The following is a 16,534-nucleotide window of genomic DNA, read 5'->3' as shown; positions in this document are numbered from 1 at the left end:
CGTTACCGAACCGACTGCAGCACGGGATGCCGCGATGGTGCAGCGAAGCGAACCGTGCGTACTGCAGTGCGCATTGTCACCGGACACGGCGCAACATCTGTGAAGGTCACGCATGGCGCGCCAGAGACGCTTTGCAGATGATGACCGCTTCCCCTGTCGGCCTGGCCCACTGGATATCGACAGGCGCATGCCGCTGGTGCGGCTAGCATTGGCGATTACATCTATTCCGGCTTGCGTAAGGCGGCACTGCGCCGTCCCGATCATCGAGACGGCGCAGTACACGGCCCGTCATCGCGTTACTGATAGTACCAGCTGACTCGGGCCGTCATTCCTCCTGACCCGTACGACACCGCCGATACCGTCATGACCGGATTGCCTTTTTTGCGGCCTGCCACGTAGAAACACTTGATGTACTGAAAACCGTGCTGTGCAGGGCATGCGCCATTTCCGTAACCGACCCGTTCACCAGTGATCTCCATGTAGGTTGCCGCGTTCAGATGGACGCTGTCCCACTTGGCGTCGGTGTCGGCGTTATTGCATTCGTTGATGGCACCGCCAACCCTTGAATCGTTGTACCACGCCGATGCCGCGCAGTTGGCGAGACGTTTGACGGCGGTGGCCTGATAGGAGAAGTCACCGCTGGCTCTGACCGCTTGCGCATAGGCTGAAGTGACGCCACACAGTGAGAGAGTGAGCACTGCAGCCACGGCGAGCATGCTGCGGTTCAGTGCGCTGGGAATGTGCATGTTTTTCTTCCTTTCGTTGCGATGGGCCAATTGCCCGCAGGGGAAGATGGACATGCGCTGTGACCGCAAAAAGACCGCAGGATGACCAAACCATCTCGTGAGATTACGCAGCAACTGAATGTGTCAGATGCCGTCAAATACCGCACTGTACAGCGCTTTCGACGGTAGAAAATGTGCACTCCATGAGTGCACCTTGATATCCAAACGCACCCTGGTCTCTATGTTGGTAGTAAGGCCAATGACGCATACCGATGCAGTACAACACACCTGCCGGCTGCATTGGCAGGCGTGGTAAGACACGCCGACGCAGTGATGGTCAAGGCATCTGCATCGTGGCACTGCGCCCGCTCGTCAACGCAGTCACCGCGTACAGCCGCTTATTCAAGCGTCTGCGGCAGGCATCGGCAATCGAAAGAAGCGACGCGCCGCCGCGGTGCTGTTGGCGGCGGTCACCTCCACCGCTTCGCCACGATCACGCGCCAGCTCCTCGGCGATATGGGCCAGGAACATTGGCTCGTTGCGGCGATCCTTGGGCATGGGCTGGAGCGTGCGTGGCAGCAGGTAGGGCGCATCGGTTTCGATCATCAGCCGGTTGGCGGGGATGTTGCGCACCAGCTCGCGCAGGTGCGCGCCGCGACGCTCGTCGCATAGCCAGCCGGTAACGCCGATGTAGTAGTCGCGATCCAGGTAGGCGAACAATTCCTCGCGCGTGCCGGTGAAGCAATGCACCACCGCCGCACCCAGCTTGCCATCGAAGTTGCGCAGGATGTCCATGAAGTCCTCGTGCGCATCGCGCTGGTGCAGGAACAGCGGCTTGCCACTGTCCACCGCCAATTGCAGCTGGCGTTCGAACGCCTTGTGCTGAGCGGGACGCGGCGCAAAATCGCGAAAGTAGTCCAGCCCGCATTCGCCCACCGCCACCACCTGCGGATGCGCATGCAAGGCGCGCATTTCCGCTTCGCATTCGGCAGTGAATTCCACTGCGTGATGCGGGTGCACGCCGGCGGTGGCGTACAGGAACCCAGGATGCTGCTGCGCCAGTTGCAGCGCCAGCGGCGAATGCTCGCGACTGGCGCCGGTGACGACCAGCTGCGTCACGCCGGCGTCGCGGGCGCGTTGCAGCACTGCCTCACAATCGCGATCGAACGAGTCATGGGTGAGGTTGGCGCCGATATCGATCAACTGCATGGTGCGGGTGTGGCCTGAAAGAGCAGATGCGATTGTACTGGGTGAGGGTTGCCCTCATCCGCCCTGCGGGCACCTTCTCCCGCAAGCGGGAGAAGGGACAGCTGCTGCACCATCTGCCTACTTTCGTCAGCAGCTGCGCGCGCTTTACCTGCCCGAACACGGCTGACAGCACTGCATGCCACCAGCAGCACCTGCACACCATCGCCCCGCAGCCAGTGCGTTGCCGTTCCCCTCTCCCGCCTGCGGGAGAGAGGCAGGGGTGAGGGCCGCTTGCGCAACACACTCAACCCACCACGGGCACCGCCATCGCATCGATGCGTGCGGCCAGCGCCTGGATCGCCAACTGCGCCGCGCGCGACAACTGGCGTTGCGGGGCCACGCACAAGGCCAGCGTCATCGGCTTGGTCAGATGCCGGCGAAACGGGACGAAGGCCAGACGGCCGTCGGCCACGTCCGGCGCCGCGTCCAGCCACGACATCAGCGCCACCCCGGCACCGGCCAGCACCAGGCCGCGCAAGCTGCGCACGTCATTGCAATGGGTCAGCCGCTTCACGTCGATATGCTGGCGCTGGTACAGCACCTTGGCGTGCTCGCCAACAATCAATGGCGCTGCCGGCAGCAATAGCCGATGCTCCAGCGCCTCGTTCAGCTGCACCTCGGTGCGTGCGCTCAGCGGGTGGCCCACCGGCATCGCGATGCCCAGCGGGATGTCCGCGAATGCCCGCACTTCCAGGTCCGCCCCGCTCACCGGGTCCAGCAGCAGGCCGATGTCCACGTCCGCCGAGGTCACCCTCTCCATCACCTGCTGGTTGCCGGCGGTGGACAGGTTGAAGGTAAGGCCGGGGTACTCCTGCACCAGGGCGGCCACCGCCGCCGGCACCACGCCTTCGCTGAGCGCGTCGATCATGGCGATCTCCACATGCCCGCGGCGCAGCCCCTTGAGCTCGTCGAAGCGTTCCAGCGTACGTGCATAGGCCTGCTCCCAGCCGCGCACGTCCACCAGCAGCAGCTCGCCGGCGGCCGTGAGGCGCAGCCGCCCGGGCAGGCGCTCGAACAGCTGCGCGCCCAGTTCGGCCTCGGCCTTGAGGATCTGCCGGTCGATCGCCGAGGCCGACACATGCAGCACCTCCGACGCCTTGCGGATGCTCCCGCAGCGGGCCACCTCGATGAAGTAGCGGGTGAAGCGGGAGAAGGTCAGCATGCGCTGGAGTTGGGCTGGCGTTGCATGGCGTGCGTTGGCAAGAGGAACACGCACTATTCGATCACACAGCGCCGGCTTGGCGAAGCCGATCCACGCTCCATCGAGGCCATGTCGGCGGCGTCGATGGATCGCCGACATGGCGTTGGCCGCATCGACGGCGGTCCATTCGCAATACCCGAGCAACTGCCGGCGAGCACCCTCTTGGCCACCTGCCTGTCGCCAGCAGCGATCGACACGCAGCGCCCATCCGAGCGCTGTGGCCAACCGCAGACTAGTCCACTGAATCCGAGGAATCGGCTGTAATGCGCCAAGTGGGATCGTTTCAATGATTTAGTGGACTAGGGTGCCGGGTTGGCACCAGCGGGGGCCGCACCCGCCGGCGCATGCTTCACGTAGCGGTCGAACCAGTCGAGCATTTCGGCCACCACGTCCTCGTTGGATTCGCGCGCGGTGTACCAGTGCGGTTCGAACGGCAGCAGCACCAGGCGTGCGGTGCCGCCATTGCCGCGGATCGCCTGGAACAGGCGCGGTGCCTGCGTGGTTTCGGTGCCCGGATTGGCGTCGTCCATGCCATGCACGATCAGCAACGGTTCGTTGATCTTGTCGGCGTGGAAGAACGCCGACGCCTGCGCATACACCTCCGGCGCCGCCCAGAACGAGCGGCGCTCGCTCTGGAATCCAAAGGGGGTCAGGGTCTTGTTGTAGCTGCCGCTGGTGGCGACACCGGCCCGGAACAGATCGGTATGTGCCAGCAGGTTGGCCGTCATCAGTGCGCCATGGCTATGCCCGGTGACGCCGATCCGTTGCCGATCGACCACGCCCAGCGCCACCGCCTTGTCCACGGCGGCGGTGGCGTTGTCCACCAGCTGCTGCAGATAGGTGTCGTAGGCGGTCTTGGGGTCGCCAACGATCGGGAACGCCGCATTGTCGATGATCGCGTAACCGGCCAGCAGCAACAGTTGATAGTCGCGCAGGCGGGTGAAGTCGCAATCGCCGGCACCGCTGACCTGACCGGCCTTGGACGCATCGGCGTAGTCGAGCGGGTAGGCATAGAGGATGGCAGGCACGCGGGTTCCCGCCTTGTAGCCGGGCGGGGTGTACAGGGTGAACGACAGCTCCACGCCATCCTTGCGCGTGTAGGTCACCAGACGCTTGCCGATCTGGCGCACCAGCGGTGTGGGGTCCGGGAAATGTGTCACGGCCGTGGCGGTGGACGCATAGACCGCCTCCCCCGCTGTCGCCGGTTGCCGCTGGCCAAGCCGGCGCAGGTATAGATTGGGTGGATCGGTCGGCGACTGTCGCCAGGTGAGCAGCTGCGCCGTATCGTCGCCGGCAAAGCCGGCGAACACTTCGTCCACCGTGGTATCGCTGCGAAACAGGCGCTCGGTCTTGCCGGTCTCCAGCGCATAACGATCCAGGAACGGCCTGTCGCCTGCGGGCGAGGCGCCCTTTCCGCTGAGCAACAGCGCACCAGCTTGCTCGCGCAGGACCGGATGGCCGTTGGTCTGCTGGCGCATTTCCGGCGTGCCGGGATCGGCATACAGGTCGTCCGTGGACAGGTCGAACAGCACCCGCCCGGCACTGCCCGGCCGGTCCGTGTCCAGCAGGATGGTGCGGTGCCAATGGCGGTTTTCGTCCTCCTCTTCCAGCAACGCCCGTCCACCGTCGGCAAACCACGACAGTCCGGCGTAACGCTGCTGCACCCGCGCCAGTTCACGCGGCTTGGCGGTGAACGGCGCGGACAAGGTCAGCAGCTTGTCGCGCGCGGGCACGCTGGCTTTCCAATCGCCGCCATCCAGCGCCTCGGCCCACACCAGGGTGGCCGGTTGGTTGGCGCGCCAGGCATGTGCGCGTGGCCCGGTCGGAACGCCCGCCACCGGCACCCGATCGGCCACCGGCAGATCAGCCAGCACGCGCTCGCGGCCATCGTCCAGGTCCAGTACCGCCACGTCGTGGGCAAACCGCGTATAGGTGGTGACAGTGGAATAGGGCTGTTTCAGCCGCTCCACCAGTACATGGCGACCATCGGGCGCGCCGTCCACCCCCGCGTAGACCGCCGGCCGCCCCAACCGGCGCTGGGCGCCACTGGCCGCATCCACGGCCAGCAACTGCGCGGTGGCGTAATACGTGAACAAGGCCGCATCCTCCGGGCCGGACAAGGTGTCGCGTGCTTCGTAGGTGCTGCTTTCGCCCTTGCCCTGCAGTGTTTCCTGCACCTGCGGGCCGAGCGGTACGGCGGTTTTGCGCGGGGCGGCGCCCAGGTCCGGCGGCACCGCCTTGACCAGCAGCGTTGCGCTCCCGCCCAGCCACTGCAGCTCATCGCCCAGCACCGGGTTGAGCTGCACGCCATCGACCCTGCGCACCGCGCCGGTGGCAACCTCGCCGATCCACAGCTCCACACGATCGGCGGCGGTGACGTTGAACGCGAACCGCCGCCCGTCCGGCGACCACACCGGCAGCGCAGGGCATGCGCCGGCCGGCAGGTTCACCGGCGTCTGCCGGCCGCTGGCCAGGTCCACCAGACTGAACCCTTCCAGGCAGGCACGAATGCCATAGCCGTTCGACCGGTCGTGGCGGCTATGGGTGCGCGGCTCCACCCGCACACCGGCCAGCTTCAGGTAAGGCTCGGCCACACGCGCGATCGGCGGATACTGAGTGCGTTGCACCAGCAGCAAGGTGGTGCCGGTCGGGTCCAGCAGCGGAGAAGGATTGAGCGGCGCGCGCATCACGCCCAGAAGCGGTTCCGGCGGTTGCCGGTAAGCGCCGTCGGGTGCGGCAGCGGCAGCGGCCAGTGGCATCAGGCTGGCCAGTGCCAGCAGCCCGATGTATCGGTACGAAGGTCCCATCGCTGTGCATTCCCGAAGAGTGGTCTCAGGCGAACCTAGCATCCCCGGCTGCCGCTGCACGATACGCTTACGCATGCCTGTCGCGGCGACCGCAGTCCGTCGCCGCTCCACGCGGGCCGGCGGTGTCAGCCAGGTTTCACTCCGGCCCCGTAGACTATGTGCTTTCCGGCCACGGTCGGAGCTCCGGAATGGTCATGATCCACAACGATGTACTGCGCAGCATCCGCTACATGCTCGACCTCAGCGACGACAAGGTGGTGCAGATCACCCACCTGGCCGACCCGGCGTTCGCGCTCGACAAGCCGCAGGTCCAGGCCTGGTTGAAGAAGGAAGACGAGCTCGGTTTCGAACCCTGTACCGATGCCATGCTGGCGCGCTTCCTCGATGGCCTGGTCCTGCGCTTTCGCGGGCGTGACGACAGCCAGCCGCCACGCCCGCTGGAAAGCCGCGTCGGCAACAACCTGGTACTGAAGAAGCTGCGCGTGGCCTTCGAACTCAAGGACCTGGACATGCACGCGATCTTCGCCAGTGCCGGCTTCCCGCTGTCCAAGCCGGAACTGTCCGCCTTGTTCCGCCAACCGGGCCACAAGAATTTCCGTCCCTGCGGCGACCAGCTGCTGCGCGCCTTCCTCAAGGGGCTGACCGCGCGCGTCCGCGAAGCCGGCTGAACGCCGGTGCGCGCTGTCTGGCTGCACGCTGTGCGGCCACGTCTCCCGGCCCGCACGTCGCTGTCAGAGAGCGTGCAGCTGTCTCGCCCGCGCGGCGCCGGGCGCAGGCGCAAGCCCTGTTCGCTTACGCCACTGCCGCCAGGCGCCGCGTGCGTGCATCCAGCCGGAACACGGCCACCGCTTCGCTCAATTCCACCGCCTGTTCTTCCATTGCGCGCGCGGCGGCAGAGGCTTCTTCCACCAGCGCCGCATTGCGCTGGGTGGTCTCGTCCATGTCGTTGAGGGTGCGCGCCACCTGTTCGATGCCGGACGCCTGCTCACGCGAGGCGGCGGAGATCTCCGCAATCAGCGTGGTGACCTGCTGTACCGACTGCACGATGTCCTGCATCGTGCGCCCGGCCTGATCCACGCGGGCGCTGCCACGTTCGACGCTGTCCACCGAGGCATCGATCAACTGCTTGACCTCCTTGGCGGCACCGGCCGATCGCTGCGCCAACGCGCGCACTTCGGAAGCCACCACGGCAAAGCCGCGACCCTGTTCCCCGGCACGCGCTGCTTCCACCGCCGCGTTCAAGGCCAGGATATTGGTCTGGAAGGCGATGCCGTCGATGACGCTGATGATCTCGGCGATTTTCCTGGACGCGCCTTCGATCTCACCCATGGTGTCGACCACGCTGGCCACCATCTCACCGCCGCGGCTGGCGATCTCCGCCGCCGCCTGCGCGCCCCGGCTGGCCTGCTGCGCGGTCTCGGCGTTCTGCCGCACGGTGGAGGTCAGCTCTTCCATCGAGGCGGCGGTTTCTTCCAGGTTGGCGGCCTGTTGTTCGGTGCGCCGGGCCAGGTCGGTGTTGCCGGCGGCAATTTCCGCCGACGCAGTCCGGATGGTCTGCGCGGCCAGCGTAATGTCGCCGACGATCTCGGTCAGGCGCTGCAAGGTGGCATTGGCATCGTCGCGCATCCGCGCGAACACGCCCTGCTGGTTGCCGTGCATGCGCGCGGTCAGGTCGCCAGCGGCGATCGCCTTGAGCAGCTGCGACAGCTCGCCCAGATTGTGGTCCACGTTGTGCATCAAACCGTTGAGGCCATCGACCATGCCGCGGAACTCGAACTGGTACGCATCGGCGTTGCCACGGGCGGCGAAGTCGCCAGCGGCGGCGGCATCCACCAAGCTGCGGATTTCGCCATTGATCGCGGCAAGGTTGCGCTTGGCGGTATCCATCGCATCGGTGATCTGGGCTTTTTCGCCGGGCAGGCGCGGCATGTCCACCGACATGTCGCCCACCGCGTAATGCTGCATCACCTGCAGCATGGTGCCAATCAGCCCGACCTGCGCATCGACCAAGCCGTTGCTGTCATCCACCATCCGTCCGTAGGCACCCGGAAAGGCCTGCGCATCCATGCGGTAGCTCATCTGCCCGGCGTCATGCCGCTGGGCCATGTCGGCCTGCGCACTGGACACATCGGCCAGCGTGGTGACCACCTGCGTCATCGCCTGCCCAAGCAAGCCGATCTCGTCGCGCGTCTGCACCGCCGCACGCGCCGACAGGTCGCCGGCCGCCACCAGGCGCGCGGCCTGCGCAACGGCTTCGATCGGACGCACGATCGCTTGGCGTATCCACCACCCCAGCACCGCCACCAGGCACAGCGCGGCGGCAATGGTGGCGAGCGCCGAATACACCAGCTTGCGCTGCGCCGACTGCGCTCCGGCCAGCACCGCGACATCGGCCAGCGTCTTGTTGCGCTGGACCAATGCTTCGAGCGTGTGGCTGGGCGCGCGATCCTGGCTCTTCACCAGCTGATCGCCCACCTGGGTGTCGTACCCGGCTTGCGCGAATTGCTTCAATGCCGCCTCGTAACTGACCTGCAGAGCCAGATGTGCCTGCGCAAATTGCTGCGACAACGCACGCGCCTGCGGGTCCTGGGTTGCCTTGGCCAGCGCCTCGGTGCTGGCCTGCACCTGCCGGCCCTTGTCGCGGAAGGCAGTCAGATGTTTGTCCAGCAGCGCCGGGTCGCGCCCGCGAATCAGCACGTTTTTCCACTCCTGCACCTGCATGCGAAAGTCGCGGCTGATCTCCTCGCTGCTGGACGCCTGCGCCACCTCAGGCGGCACCTTGCCGGACAGGCTCAACCACGCCGTCCCCAGCCCGCCAAGTGCGCACAACAAAATGATCGACAAGCCAAGCGCAAGTGCACCAAGCAGTTTGCTTTGCAGGCTGACAAAACGCAGGGACGGGGTGGACATGGTGAATCCAGAGTCGGGACTCAACCCGGGTTATCGACGTGACCCGTATGCTCTGAAGCGAGCTGGGCGCCTGCATTCGGACCAGATCGGCTAACACGCAACCGCGATGACACTGCAGATATCAGAAAGGTGCAGCGATCTGCACGCATTGCGCCTGCGGATGCAGCGCAAGCGCCAATTCAGTCATAGGCCACCGCACGCTGTTAGACGGCCTAATCACCTGCGCAGGCGAAGGCGACTGTGCAATTATCTGACGGGCCTCACATTGCCTTCCACCCATCGCACCTGCACGAGCGGGCCCGTATCCTTGTCGTGCATGACCAACACCGCCTTCCCCATCACCCCGCTGCTGCCGCAGCTGCGGCAGAGCCTGGCCGCGCACCCGCGTCTGGTACTCGAGGCGCCACCGGGTGCCGGCAAGACCACCCAGGTGCCGTTGGCACTACTGCAGGAGCCGTGGCTGGCCGGACGCCGCATCGTGATGCTGGAACCGCGCCGGGTGGCCGCGCGCAGCGCCGCGCTGTTCATGGCGCGCCAGTTGGGCGAGCCGGTCGGCGAGACGGTGGGCTACCGCATCCGCTTCGAGAACAAGACCTCCGCGCGTACCCGGATAGAAGTCGTCACCGAAGGCATCCTGACCCGGATGATCCAGGACGATCCCCTGCTGGAGCGCGTGGGCGCGCTGCTGTTCGACGAATTCCACGAACGCCATCTGGCCGGCGACCTGGGCCTGGCGCTGGCGCTGGATGTGCAGGCACAGGTGCGCGATGACCTGCGCATCGTGGCGATGTCGGCCACGCTGGATGGCGAGCGCCTGGCCGGCTTCCTGGACGCACCACGGCTCAGCAGCGCCGGGCGCAACTTTCCGGTGGAGATCGCGCATTTTCCGGCGCGCCGCGACGAGGCCATGGAGCCGCAGACGCGCCGTGCGGTGGAACAGGCCTTGGCCACCCATCCCGGCGATGTGCTGGTGTTCCTGCCCGGCCAGCGTGAGATCGCACGGGTGCACGCCGTGCTGGAAGATGTGCTGGACCCGGCCATCCAGGTGCTGCCGCTGCACGGCGAACTCTCGGTTGAGGCACAAAGCCAGGTGCTGCAGCCGGACCCGCAGGGCCGTCGCCGCGTGGTGCTGGCCACCAACGTGGCCGAGTCGTCGGTGACGCTGCCAGGCGTGCGTGTGGTGATCGACAGCGGCCAGGCACGCGAGCCGCACTACGATCCCAACAGCGGGTTCTCGCGGCTGGATGTGACCACCATTGCGCAGGCCTCGGCCGACCAGCGCGCCGGCCGTGCCGGCCGCGTGGCCAGCGGCTGGGCCTACCGGCTATGGCCGCAATCGCAGCGGCTGGAACCGCAGCGGCGTGCCGAGATCACCCAGGTGGAGCTTGCCGGGCTGGCGCTGGAACTGGCGGCCTGGGGCAGCGATGCGCTGCGCTTTGTCGATGCACCGCCTGCCGGCGCGCTGGCCGCCGCACGCGAATTGCTGCAACGGCTGGGCGCGCTCAGCGACAGCGGCGGCATCACCGCGCTGGGCCGCCGCATGCTGGCACTGGGCACGCATCCGCGTCTGGCGGCGATGCTCGCGCAGGCCGGCGACGCCCCGCGGCTGGCACTGGCCTGCGACCTGGCCGCCCTGCTGGAAGCACGCGATCCGCTGCGCCAGGGCGGCGATGGCCTGGCCGCGCGCTGGCGTGCCCTGGCCGCGTTCCGCCAGGGCCACAGCGCGCCCGATGCCAACCGCGGTGGCCTGGCCGCCATCGACAGCGCCGCCAAGCAATGGCGACGCCGGCTGCGCTGCGACACCACCCCGCCGGCCAGCGTGGAAGCGCATGCGCTGGGCGACCTGCTCGCGCATGCCTTCCCCGACCGCATCGCCGCCCGCCACCCGACCGACCCGCTGCGCTATCTGTTGGCCAACGGCCGCAGCGCACGCCTGTTCGACCACAGCGACCTGCGCGGCGAACCCTGGCTTGTGGCCAGCGAACTGCGTTACGAAGCCAAGGACGCCTTGCTGCTGCGGGCCGCACCGGTGGACGAAAACTACCTGCGCCGCAGCCTGCCCGAGCGCTTCGTGCAGCAGGACGTGGTGCAGTGGGACGCCGATAAGCGCGCCCTCATCGCACGCCGGCAATCCAGCTTCGACCGCATCGTGCTCGACAGCCGCCCCGCCGGCCGCGTCGACCCGGCGCAGGCCGCCGACGCACTGACCGAGGCAGTGCGCCAACTCGGCCTGGACGCCCTGCCCTGGACCGACAACCTGCAGCAATGGCGCGCCCGCGTGCTGTCGCTGCGGGCATGGATGCCCGAGCTGGCGCTACCCGATCTCTCCGATACGGCGCTGCTGGCCACGCTCGACCACTGGCTGCGCCCGGCCTTCGCCGGCAAGACCCGGCTCGACGCGCTGGACGAAGCCAGCCTGGGCGAAGCGCTGAAGGCGGCGCTGCCCTGGGAGCGCCGCCAGGCCATCGACCGCCATGCCCCCACCCGCATCAACGTGCCGTCGGGCATGGAGCGGCAGATCCACTACGCGCTCGACCATGCGCAGCACCCGCTACCACCGGTGCTGGCGGTCAAACTGCAGGAGTTGTTCGGCCTGGCCGAAACCCCGCGCATCGCCGATGGCCGCATCCCGCTGACCCTGCACCTGCTCTCGCCCGGCGGCCGCCCGCTGCAGGTGACCCAGGATCTGAAAAGCTTCTGGGCGACGACGTATCCGGAGGTCAGGAAGGAAATGAAGGGGCGGTATCCGCGGCATCCGTGGCCGGATGATCCGTGGACCGCCTCGGCAACCCACAGGGCAAAACCACGCGGCACCTGATAGCCCCTGATCTCTTTCACCGCTACCACTTACCCCCAGGCACCGACGCAGCGCGGCGCAGCATTACTTAACCGCAAGCCAAACAGCGCCCGATTCCGCTAACACCGTCTATACGCCACAGCCCACAAACTGCGCCCCACGTACTCAGAAAGGAAACGCCCCCAATGAGCAAGCTGACTGTCATCACCGAACGCGCCCTGGAGCGTGCCCTGGAACTGGCGGGCAACGCTGGCGATCATCTGCGCCATGCCGCCTCCAGCGCGGGCGACCAGGCCCGTCATGCAGGCAGCAGCCTGCGTGGTTTTGGTCCCGGCGCCACCGACTGGCTCAAGACCGGCGCCGCCCTGGGTGCCGTGCGTACCGGCGGCAAGGTCGCCACCAAACTGGTCAAGCGCAACCCGGCGGTGACCGTGGCTGCCGCTGTGGCCGGCCTGGGCCTGATCGGCTACGCGGTCTATCGCAAGCGGCAGCGCGATCAGCAGCTACCGGGTGGCAATGTGCACCGCCTGGATCGCGAGCATGCAGGCAATGCCAATGCCCGCCGCGCCGCCTACCAGCGCCGCAATGCGGTGACGCCAAGCGACGGTATCGAGTAAATCGCGTCGGGGTATCTGACCCCGCTGTGCGACGACTCGCCTTGCAACGCCACGTCCTTCGGGCCGTGGCGTTGTCGTTTGCGGAAGGTCGAACGACGGCGTGGCCGTTGAGGACGTTGCCTTGCTGGTGGCCACAGCCGCGTATTCGTCGCGCCGGCGCCGCTTCCACAGGCAGGGCACCGCGCGGCAAGCGCGCGTGACGTAGATCCGAGCCAACCACTGCGTGGCATGCAGCCTGGGCATGCACGCCAACGACCACGCGCCTGCATCAGCGGCGCGGCCGCATGCCACGCTCGTGCCACGCTTCAGCGGCGTGCCCGCCCCGATCGTGGCGTCCGGCCGCCTTCCTCCCGCCACTGACCAGGTGCCAGCGTCTCCAGCCGCCAGCTACCGATGGCAACGCGCACCAGCCGCAAGGTCGGCAGGCCGACGGCGGCGGTCATGCGCCGCACCTGACGATTGCGGCCTTCGCTGATCTGCACTTCCAGCCAGGCGTCTGGCACGGTCTTGCGCATGCGTACCGGCGGATCGCGCGGCCACAGGGTCGGTGTGGGATCGAGCCGGCGGATGCTGGCCGGCCGGGTCCGGCCGTCGTTGAGCACCACACCCTCGCGCAACGCCTGCAGTTGTGGCTCCTGCGGATCGCCCTCCACCTGCACCCAATAGGTCTTGGGCTGCTTGTAGCGCGGATCGGTCAGCCGGTGCGCCAATGCGCCGTCATCGGTCAACAACAACAGCCCTTCGCTGTCGTGATCCAGGCGGCCTGCCGCATAGACCTCCGCTGGCAGGCCAAATTCGGCCAACGTGCGCCTGGGTGGTTGCGAGCGGTCGCTGAACTGCGACAGCACGCCATAGGGTTTGTTCAACAGCACCAGCATGGACATCCTGTTGCACACGTCGCAGGCGGCAATGGAAGGAAACCGCCACGATGCGGCGTGCCGGGACCACACGGGCGCGATGCGAAGACGCCAGCACCGCATCGCCGCCGATGCATGCCGCGCACCGGCGTGGCCGCATGCCGGCTGCTCTCAGGCGCCGGCATGCGGGCAAACGATCACCGCTTGACGAACTTCAGCGTCATGCGATCGCTTTCACCGATCGCCTTGTACTTGGCATCGTCGGCGGCATCGTGGCTGTTGCTCGGCGGCAACGTCCACACGCCGCCCGGATAGTCCTTGGTGTCGCGTGGATTGGCGTTGATCTCGCTCTTGCCGGCCAGCTTGAAGCCGGCCGCTTCAGCCATCGCGGTTACCTGTGCCTGACCCACGTAACCGCTCTTGTCGTCGGCCGGCACGTCGGCCTTGGCGCGGTGTTCGACCACGCCAAGCACGCCACCGGGCTTGAGCACCTTATAGAAGCCGGCAAACATCGCCTCGGCATTCCCGGCCATGCGCCAGTTATGCACGTTGCGGAAGGTCAGCACCAGATCGGCCGAGTTGTCCACGCCGAACGAAGGTGACTTCGGCACATACGAGACGAACGACGGCTTGCCGTACACCTCCGGCTTGGCCCTGAGCTTTTTTTCCAGTTCGTCGCGTGCACGCTGCGCATAGTCGCGCGCGCGGCCTTCGGGCACCGATGCGGGGTCGACCACGGCCGCCACATACTTGCCGTTCTCGCGCAGGTAGGGTGCCAGGATCTCCGCATACCAGCCGCCGCCGGGGGTGATCTCGATGACCGTCTGGGTGGGCTTGAGACCGAAGAAGGCCAGCGTCTGGCCGGGGTGACGATACTGGTCGCGCTGCACATAGACGCGGTCGCGCCAGCTGCCGTCGATGGCCGTCTGCAGCGCCACATCCGGCGCCGGCAGGCTGGCACTGTCGGCCGGCTTCATCGCCAGCGCCGATGGCGCACTCATCGCCACCATCACACTCATCACACATGCACAGGCCAACTTGTTGCGGATCATCGCAGCGCCCTCTCCGGAAAAAGTAGCGCGAGCCTAGCATGCGGCCCGGCGCCTGCCACGTGCCCGCAACGCACCTCGCTCCCGTGCTGCGCGCCGACGGCCAGGCGTGACATGTTCAGATCCTGTGAGCCGGAGGCGGTGGCCGGCGGAACGCTGAATCCACATCCATGTCACACGCAATGGCGATGCGCATGACTATCCTGGGGGCAGTTCGAATCAGGAGCATCCACACATGACCCAATCCCGCGCACTGGGCCGCTCCGGCCTGCAGATCCAACCCATCGTCTTCGGCGGCAATGTCTTCGGATGGAGCGCCGACGAGGCGACCTCGTTCGCATTGCTCGATGCGTTCGTCGATGCCGGCTTCAACCTGATCGACACCGCCGACACCTACTCCAGCTGGGTACCCGGCAACCGCGGTGGCGAATCGGAAGCCATCATCGGGCGCTGGCTGGCGCGCGGCGGCAAGCGCGACAAGGTGCTCATCGCCACCAAGGTGGGCAAGTGGAGCGAGCATCCGGGGCTGTCGCCAGACAACATCGCCACTGCGGTCGATGCGTCGCTGCGCCGCCTGCAAACCGATGTGATCGATCTTTACCAGGCGCACGAAGACGACGAATCGGTTCCGCTGGAAGCCACGCTGGCCGCGTTTGGCCGCCTGATCGAACAGGGCAAGGTGCGCGCGATCGGTGCGTCCAACTACAGCGCGGCACGCCTGCGCGATGCGCTGGATGTCTCCGCGCAGTACAACCTGCCGCGCTACGAAAGCCTGCAGCCCGAATACAACCTCTACGACCGCGCCGGCTTCGAAGCGGAGCTGGAACCGCTGGTGCGCGAACATGCGCTCGGCGTCATCAGTTACTACGCGCTGGCCAGTGGCTTCCTCACCGGCAAGTACCGCAGTGCCGACGATGCTGCGAAGAGCAGCGCGCGTGGCACCTCGGTGGTCAAGCAATACCTCAACCCGCGCGGCCTGCGCATCCTGCAGGCACTGGACGATGTGGCTGCCAGCCACCATGCCACGCCCGCACAGATCGCGCTGGCCTGGTTGATCGCACGCCCCGGCATCAGCGCGCCGATCGTCAGCGCCACCAGCGTGGACCAACTGCACGACGTGCTGGCCGCCGCGCAGCTGTCATTGAGCGCGGCGCACATCGCGCAACTGGACGACGCCAGCGCAGCCACCCCCTGAGCCGCTCCGGCCAGCATCGCGTCCGGATCGGCGGCAACGCTTGTGCCGCGCATGTGCGGCCGCTCTACAAGGAACCTTGCATGACATCGATCACCAACCGCCGCATCGTGCTGGCCTCGCGCCCGCAGGGCGAGCCCCATGCCGACAATTTCCGCATCGAAGACGTGGCCCTGCCGCCCACCGGGCACGACCAGATCCTGGTGCGCAACCGCTTCCTGTCGTTGGATCCGTATATGCGCGGACGCATGGACGATGGCCCGTCCTACGCCGCACCGGTGGCCATCGATGCGGTGATGGAAGGCGGCACCGTGGGCGAGGTCATCGCGTCGCACCACGCCGACTACCAGCCCGGCGAGCTGGTGGTGCTGCCGGGTGGCTGGCAGACCCACACCCTGCTGACGCCAACCACATCGCTGCGCAAGCTGCCCGCCAACGACGGCCTGTCGCCGAGTACCGCACTGGGCGTATATGGCATGCCCGGCTTCACCGCCTACGCCGGCCTGCACGAGATCGGTAAACCGCAAGCCGGTGAAACCCTCGTGGTGGCGGCCGCCAGCGGCCCGGTCGGTGCCACGGTGGCGCAGCTGGCGCGGTTGCAAGGCCTGCGCGTGGTCGGCATTGCCGGCGGCGCGGAAAAGGTAGACTACCTGCGCAAGAGGGTGAAGGTGGATGTGGCGCTGGACCATCGCGCCGAGGACTTTGCCGAGCAGCTGCGTGCGGCCACGCCCGATGGCATCGATATCTACTTCGAGAATGTCGGCGGAAAGGTGTTCGACGCGGTGTTGCCGCAGCTCAACGACTTCGCACGCATCCCGGTCTGCGGCGTCATCGCCACCTACAACAGCCGCGGACAGGTGCTGCCCGGACCCGATCGCCTGCCGGAGTTCATGGGCCTGGTCCTGCGCAAGCGCCTGACCGTGCGCGGCTTCATCCAGCACGATTTCATCCGCCTGATGCCGGCCTTCCTGCGCGAAATGGGCCAATGGCTGCGGGAAGACAAGATCCAGTATCGCGAACACGTACTGCATGGCCTGGACAGCGCCCCGCAAGGCCTGATCGACGTCTTGCGCGGCAAGAATTTCGGCAAGGCCATCGTCGCCCTGGACTAAGGGCCGGGCACGGCACCCG

The 16,534-nt window shown here is 66.9% G+C and carries 12 protein-coding genes; 5 read left to right on the top strand and 7 right to left on the bottom strand.

Going from position 1 to position 16,534, the window contains the following annotated elements:
* Positions 1-296 precede the first annotated feature (296 nt).
* The 4 genes from XcuCFBP2542_RS07390 to XcuCFBP2542_RS07375 all read right to left on the bottom strand — a co-directional run bounded on the left by XcuCFBP2542_RS07390 (position 297) and on the right by XcuCFBP2542_RS07375 (position 5,981).
* Complete coding sequence (locus XcuCFBP2542_RS07390) at positions 297-800, bottom strand: hypothetical protein (protein ID WP_104602954.1); 504 nt, start codon at positions 798-800, stop codon at positions 297-299.
* A gap of 327 nt (positions 801-1,127) precedes the next feature.
* Positions 1,128-1,934 carry a TatD family hydrolase gene (locus XcuCFBP2542_RS07385; protein ID WP_104602953.1) on the bottom strand — a complete coding sequence of 269 codons (807 nt, stop codon included), beginning with the start codon at positions 1,932-1,934 and terminating at the stop codon, positions 1,128-1,130.
* 283 nt (positions 1,935-2,217) lie between these two features.
* Positions 2,218-3,135 (bottom strand): LysR family transcriptional regulator, encoded by a 918-nt coding sequence (locus XcuCFBP2542_RS07380; protein ID WP_104602952.1) that lies wholly within the window; start codon positions 3,133-3,135, stop codon positions 2,218-2,220.
* A 338-nt stretch (positions 3,136-3,473) separates the two neighbouring features.
* Entirely contained in the window at positions 3,474-5,981 is a 2,508-nt protein-coding gene (locus XcuCFBP2542_RS07375) for a S9 family peptidase (protein ID WP_104602951.1), read from the bottom strand.
* Positions 5,982-6,175: 194 nt separating this feature from the next.
* On the opposite strand from XcuCFBP2542_RS07375, the gene XcuCFBP2542_RS07370 reads away from it, so the two are divergent.
* The gene (locus XcuCFBP2542_RS07370) at positions 6,176-6,649 is read left to right on the top strand and encodes a YehS family protein (RefSeq protein ID WP_104603004.1); all 474 of its coding nucleotides are present in this window, start codon (positions 6,176-6,178) and stop codon (positions 6,647-6,649) included.
* Positions 6,650-6,773: 124 nt separating this feature from the next.
* On the opposite strand, the gene XcuCFBP2542_RS07365 is transcribed toward XcuCFBP2542_RS07370, so the two are convergent.
* Entirely contained in the window at positions 6,774-8,891 is a 2,118-nt protein-coding gene (locus XcuCFBP2542_RS07365; RefSeq protein ID WP_170066963.1) for a methyl-accepting chemotaxis protein, read from the bottom strand.
* A gap of 316 nt (positions 8,892-9,207) precedes the next feature.
* Between XcuCFBP2542_RS07365 and hrpB the strand changes: the two genes are divergently transcribed.
* Together hrpB and XcuCFBP2542_RS07355 are read left to right on the top strand one after the other, a co-directional pair.
* Positions 9,208-11,709, top strand: a complete 2,502-nt coding sequence (gene hrpB / locus XcuCFBP2542_RS07360; protein WP_170066962.1) for an ATP-dependent helicase HrpB — start codon at positions 9,208-9,210, stop codon at positions 11,707-11,709.
* Between the two features lie 164 nt (positions 11,710-11,873).
* Complete coding sequence (locus tag XcuCFBP2542_RS07355) at positions 11,874-12,305, top strand: hypothetical protein (RefSeq protein WP_104602949.1); 432 nt, start codon at positions 11,874-11,876, stop codon at positions 12,303-12,305.
* A gap of 305 nt (positions 12,306-12,610) precedes the next feature.
* Here the strand turns inward: XcuCFBP2542_RS07355 and XcuCFBP2542_RS07350 are convergent, their stop codons facing one another.
* On the bottom strand, positions 12,611-13,183 hold the full coding sequence (locus XcuCFBP2542_RS07350; protein WP_104603002.1) for a pseudouridine synthase: 573 nt from the start codon (positions 13,181-13,183) through the stop codon (positions 12,611-12,613).
* 176 nt (positions 13,184-13,359) lie between these two features.
* Positions 13,360-14,214: a class I SAM-dependent methyltransferase gene (locus XcuCFBP2542_RS07345; RefSeq protein WP_104602948.1), complete on the bottom strand. Its 855-nt coding sequence runs from the start codon at positions 14,212-14,214 to the stop codon at positions 13,360-13,362.
* Between the two features lie 232 nt (positions 14,215-14,446).
* On the opposite strand from XcuCFBP2542_RS07345, the gene XcuCFBP2542_RS07340 reads away from it, so the two are divergent.
* Complete coding sequence (locus tag XcuCFBP2542_RS07340) at positions 14,447-15,406, top strand: aldo/keto reductase (protein WP_104602947.1); 960 nt, start codon at positions 14,447-14,449, stop codon at positions 15,404-15,406.
* Positions 15,407-15,486: 80 nt separating this feature from the next.
* The gene (locus tag XcuCFBP2542_RS07335; RefSeq protein ID WP_104602946.1) at positions 15,487-16,515 is read left to right on the top strand and encodes an NADP-dependent oxidoreductase; all 1,029 of its coding nucleotides are present in this window, start codon (positions 15,487-15,489) and stop codon (positions 16,513-16,515) included.
* The last annotated feature ends 19 nt before the right edge of the window (positions 16,516-16,534 follow it).

Source organism: Xanthomonas cucurbitae, assembly GCF_002939885.1.
GTDB lineage: Bacteria > Pseudomonadota > Gammaproteobacteria > Xanthomonadales > Xanthomonadaceae > Xanthomonas > Xanthomonas cucurbitae.
Note: the sequence above shows the minus strand (reverse complement) of the source record. Positions and strands in the feature narration are given on the sequence as shown.

Excerpts from the sequence above, each read along its gene's own strand:
- XcuCFBP2542_RS07345 (WP_104602948.1), bottom strand. The coding sequence starts at position 14,214 with ATGATCCGCAACAAGTTGGCCTGTGCATGTGTGATGAGTGTGATGGTG.
- XcuCFBP2542_RS07350 (WP_104603002.1), bottom strand. The coding sequence starts at position 13,183 with ATGCTGGTGCTGTTGAACAAACCCTATGGCGTGCTGTCGCAGTTCAGC.
- XcuCFBP2542_RS07340 (WP_104602947.1), top strand. The coding sequence starts at position 14,447 with ATGACCCAATCCCGCGCACTGGGCCGCTCCGGCCTGCAGATCCAACCC.
- XcuCFBP2542_RS07365 (WP_170066963.1), bottom strand. The coding sequence starts at position 8,891 with ATGTCCACCCCGTCCCTGCGTTTTGTCAGCCTGCAAAGCAAACTGCTT.
- XcuCFBP2542_RS07385 (WP_104602953.1), bottom strand. The coding sequence starts at position 1,934 with ATGCAGTTGATCGATATCGGCGCCAACCTCACCCATGACTCGTTCGAT.
- XcuCFBP2542_RS07355 (WP_104602949.1), top strand. The coding sequence starts at position 11,874 with ATGAGCAAGCTGACTGTCATCACCGAACGCGCCCTGGAGCGTGCCCTG.
- XcuCFBP2542_RS07335 (WP_104602946.1), top strand. The coding sequence starts at position 15,487 with ATGACATCGATCACCAACCGCCGCATCGTGCTGGCCTCGCGCCCGCAG.
- XcuCFBP2542_RS07390 (WP_104602954.1), bottom strand. The coding sequence starts at position 800 with ATGTCCATCTTCCCCTGCGGGCAATTGGCCCATCGCAACGAAAGGAAG.
- XcuCFBP2542_RS07370 (WP_104603004.1), top strand. The coding sequence starts at position 6,176 with ATGATCCACAACGATGTACTGCGCAGCATCCGCTACATGCTCGACCTC.
- XcuCFBP2542_RS07380 (WP_104602952.1), bottom strand. The coding sequence starts at position 3,135 with ATGCTGACCTTCTCCCGCTTCACCCGCTACTTCATCGAGGTGGCCCGC.
- XcuCFBP2542_RS07375 (WP_104602951.1), bottom strand. The coding sequence starts at position 5,981 with ATGGGACCTTCGTACCGATACATCGGGCTGCTGGCACTGGCCAGCCTG.
- hrpB (WP_170066962.1), top strand. The coding sequence starts at position 9,208 with ATGACCAACACCGCCTTCCCCATCACCCCGCTGCTGCCGCAGCTGCGG.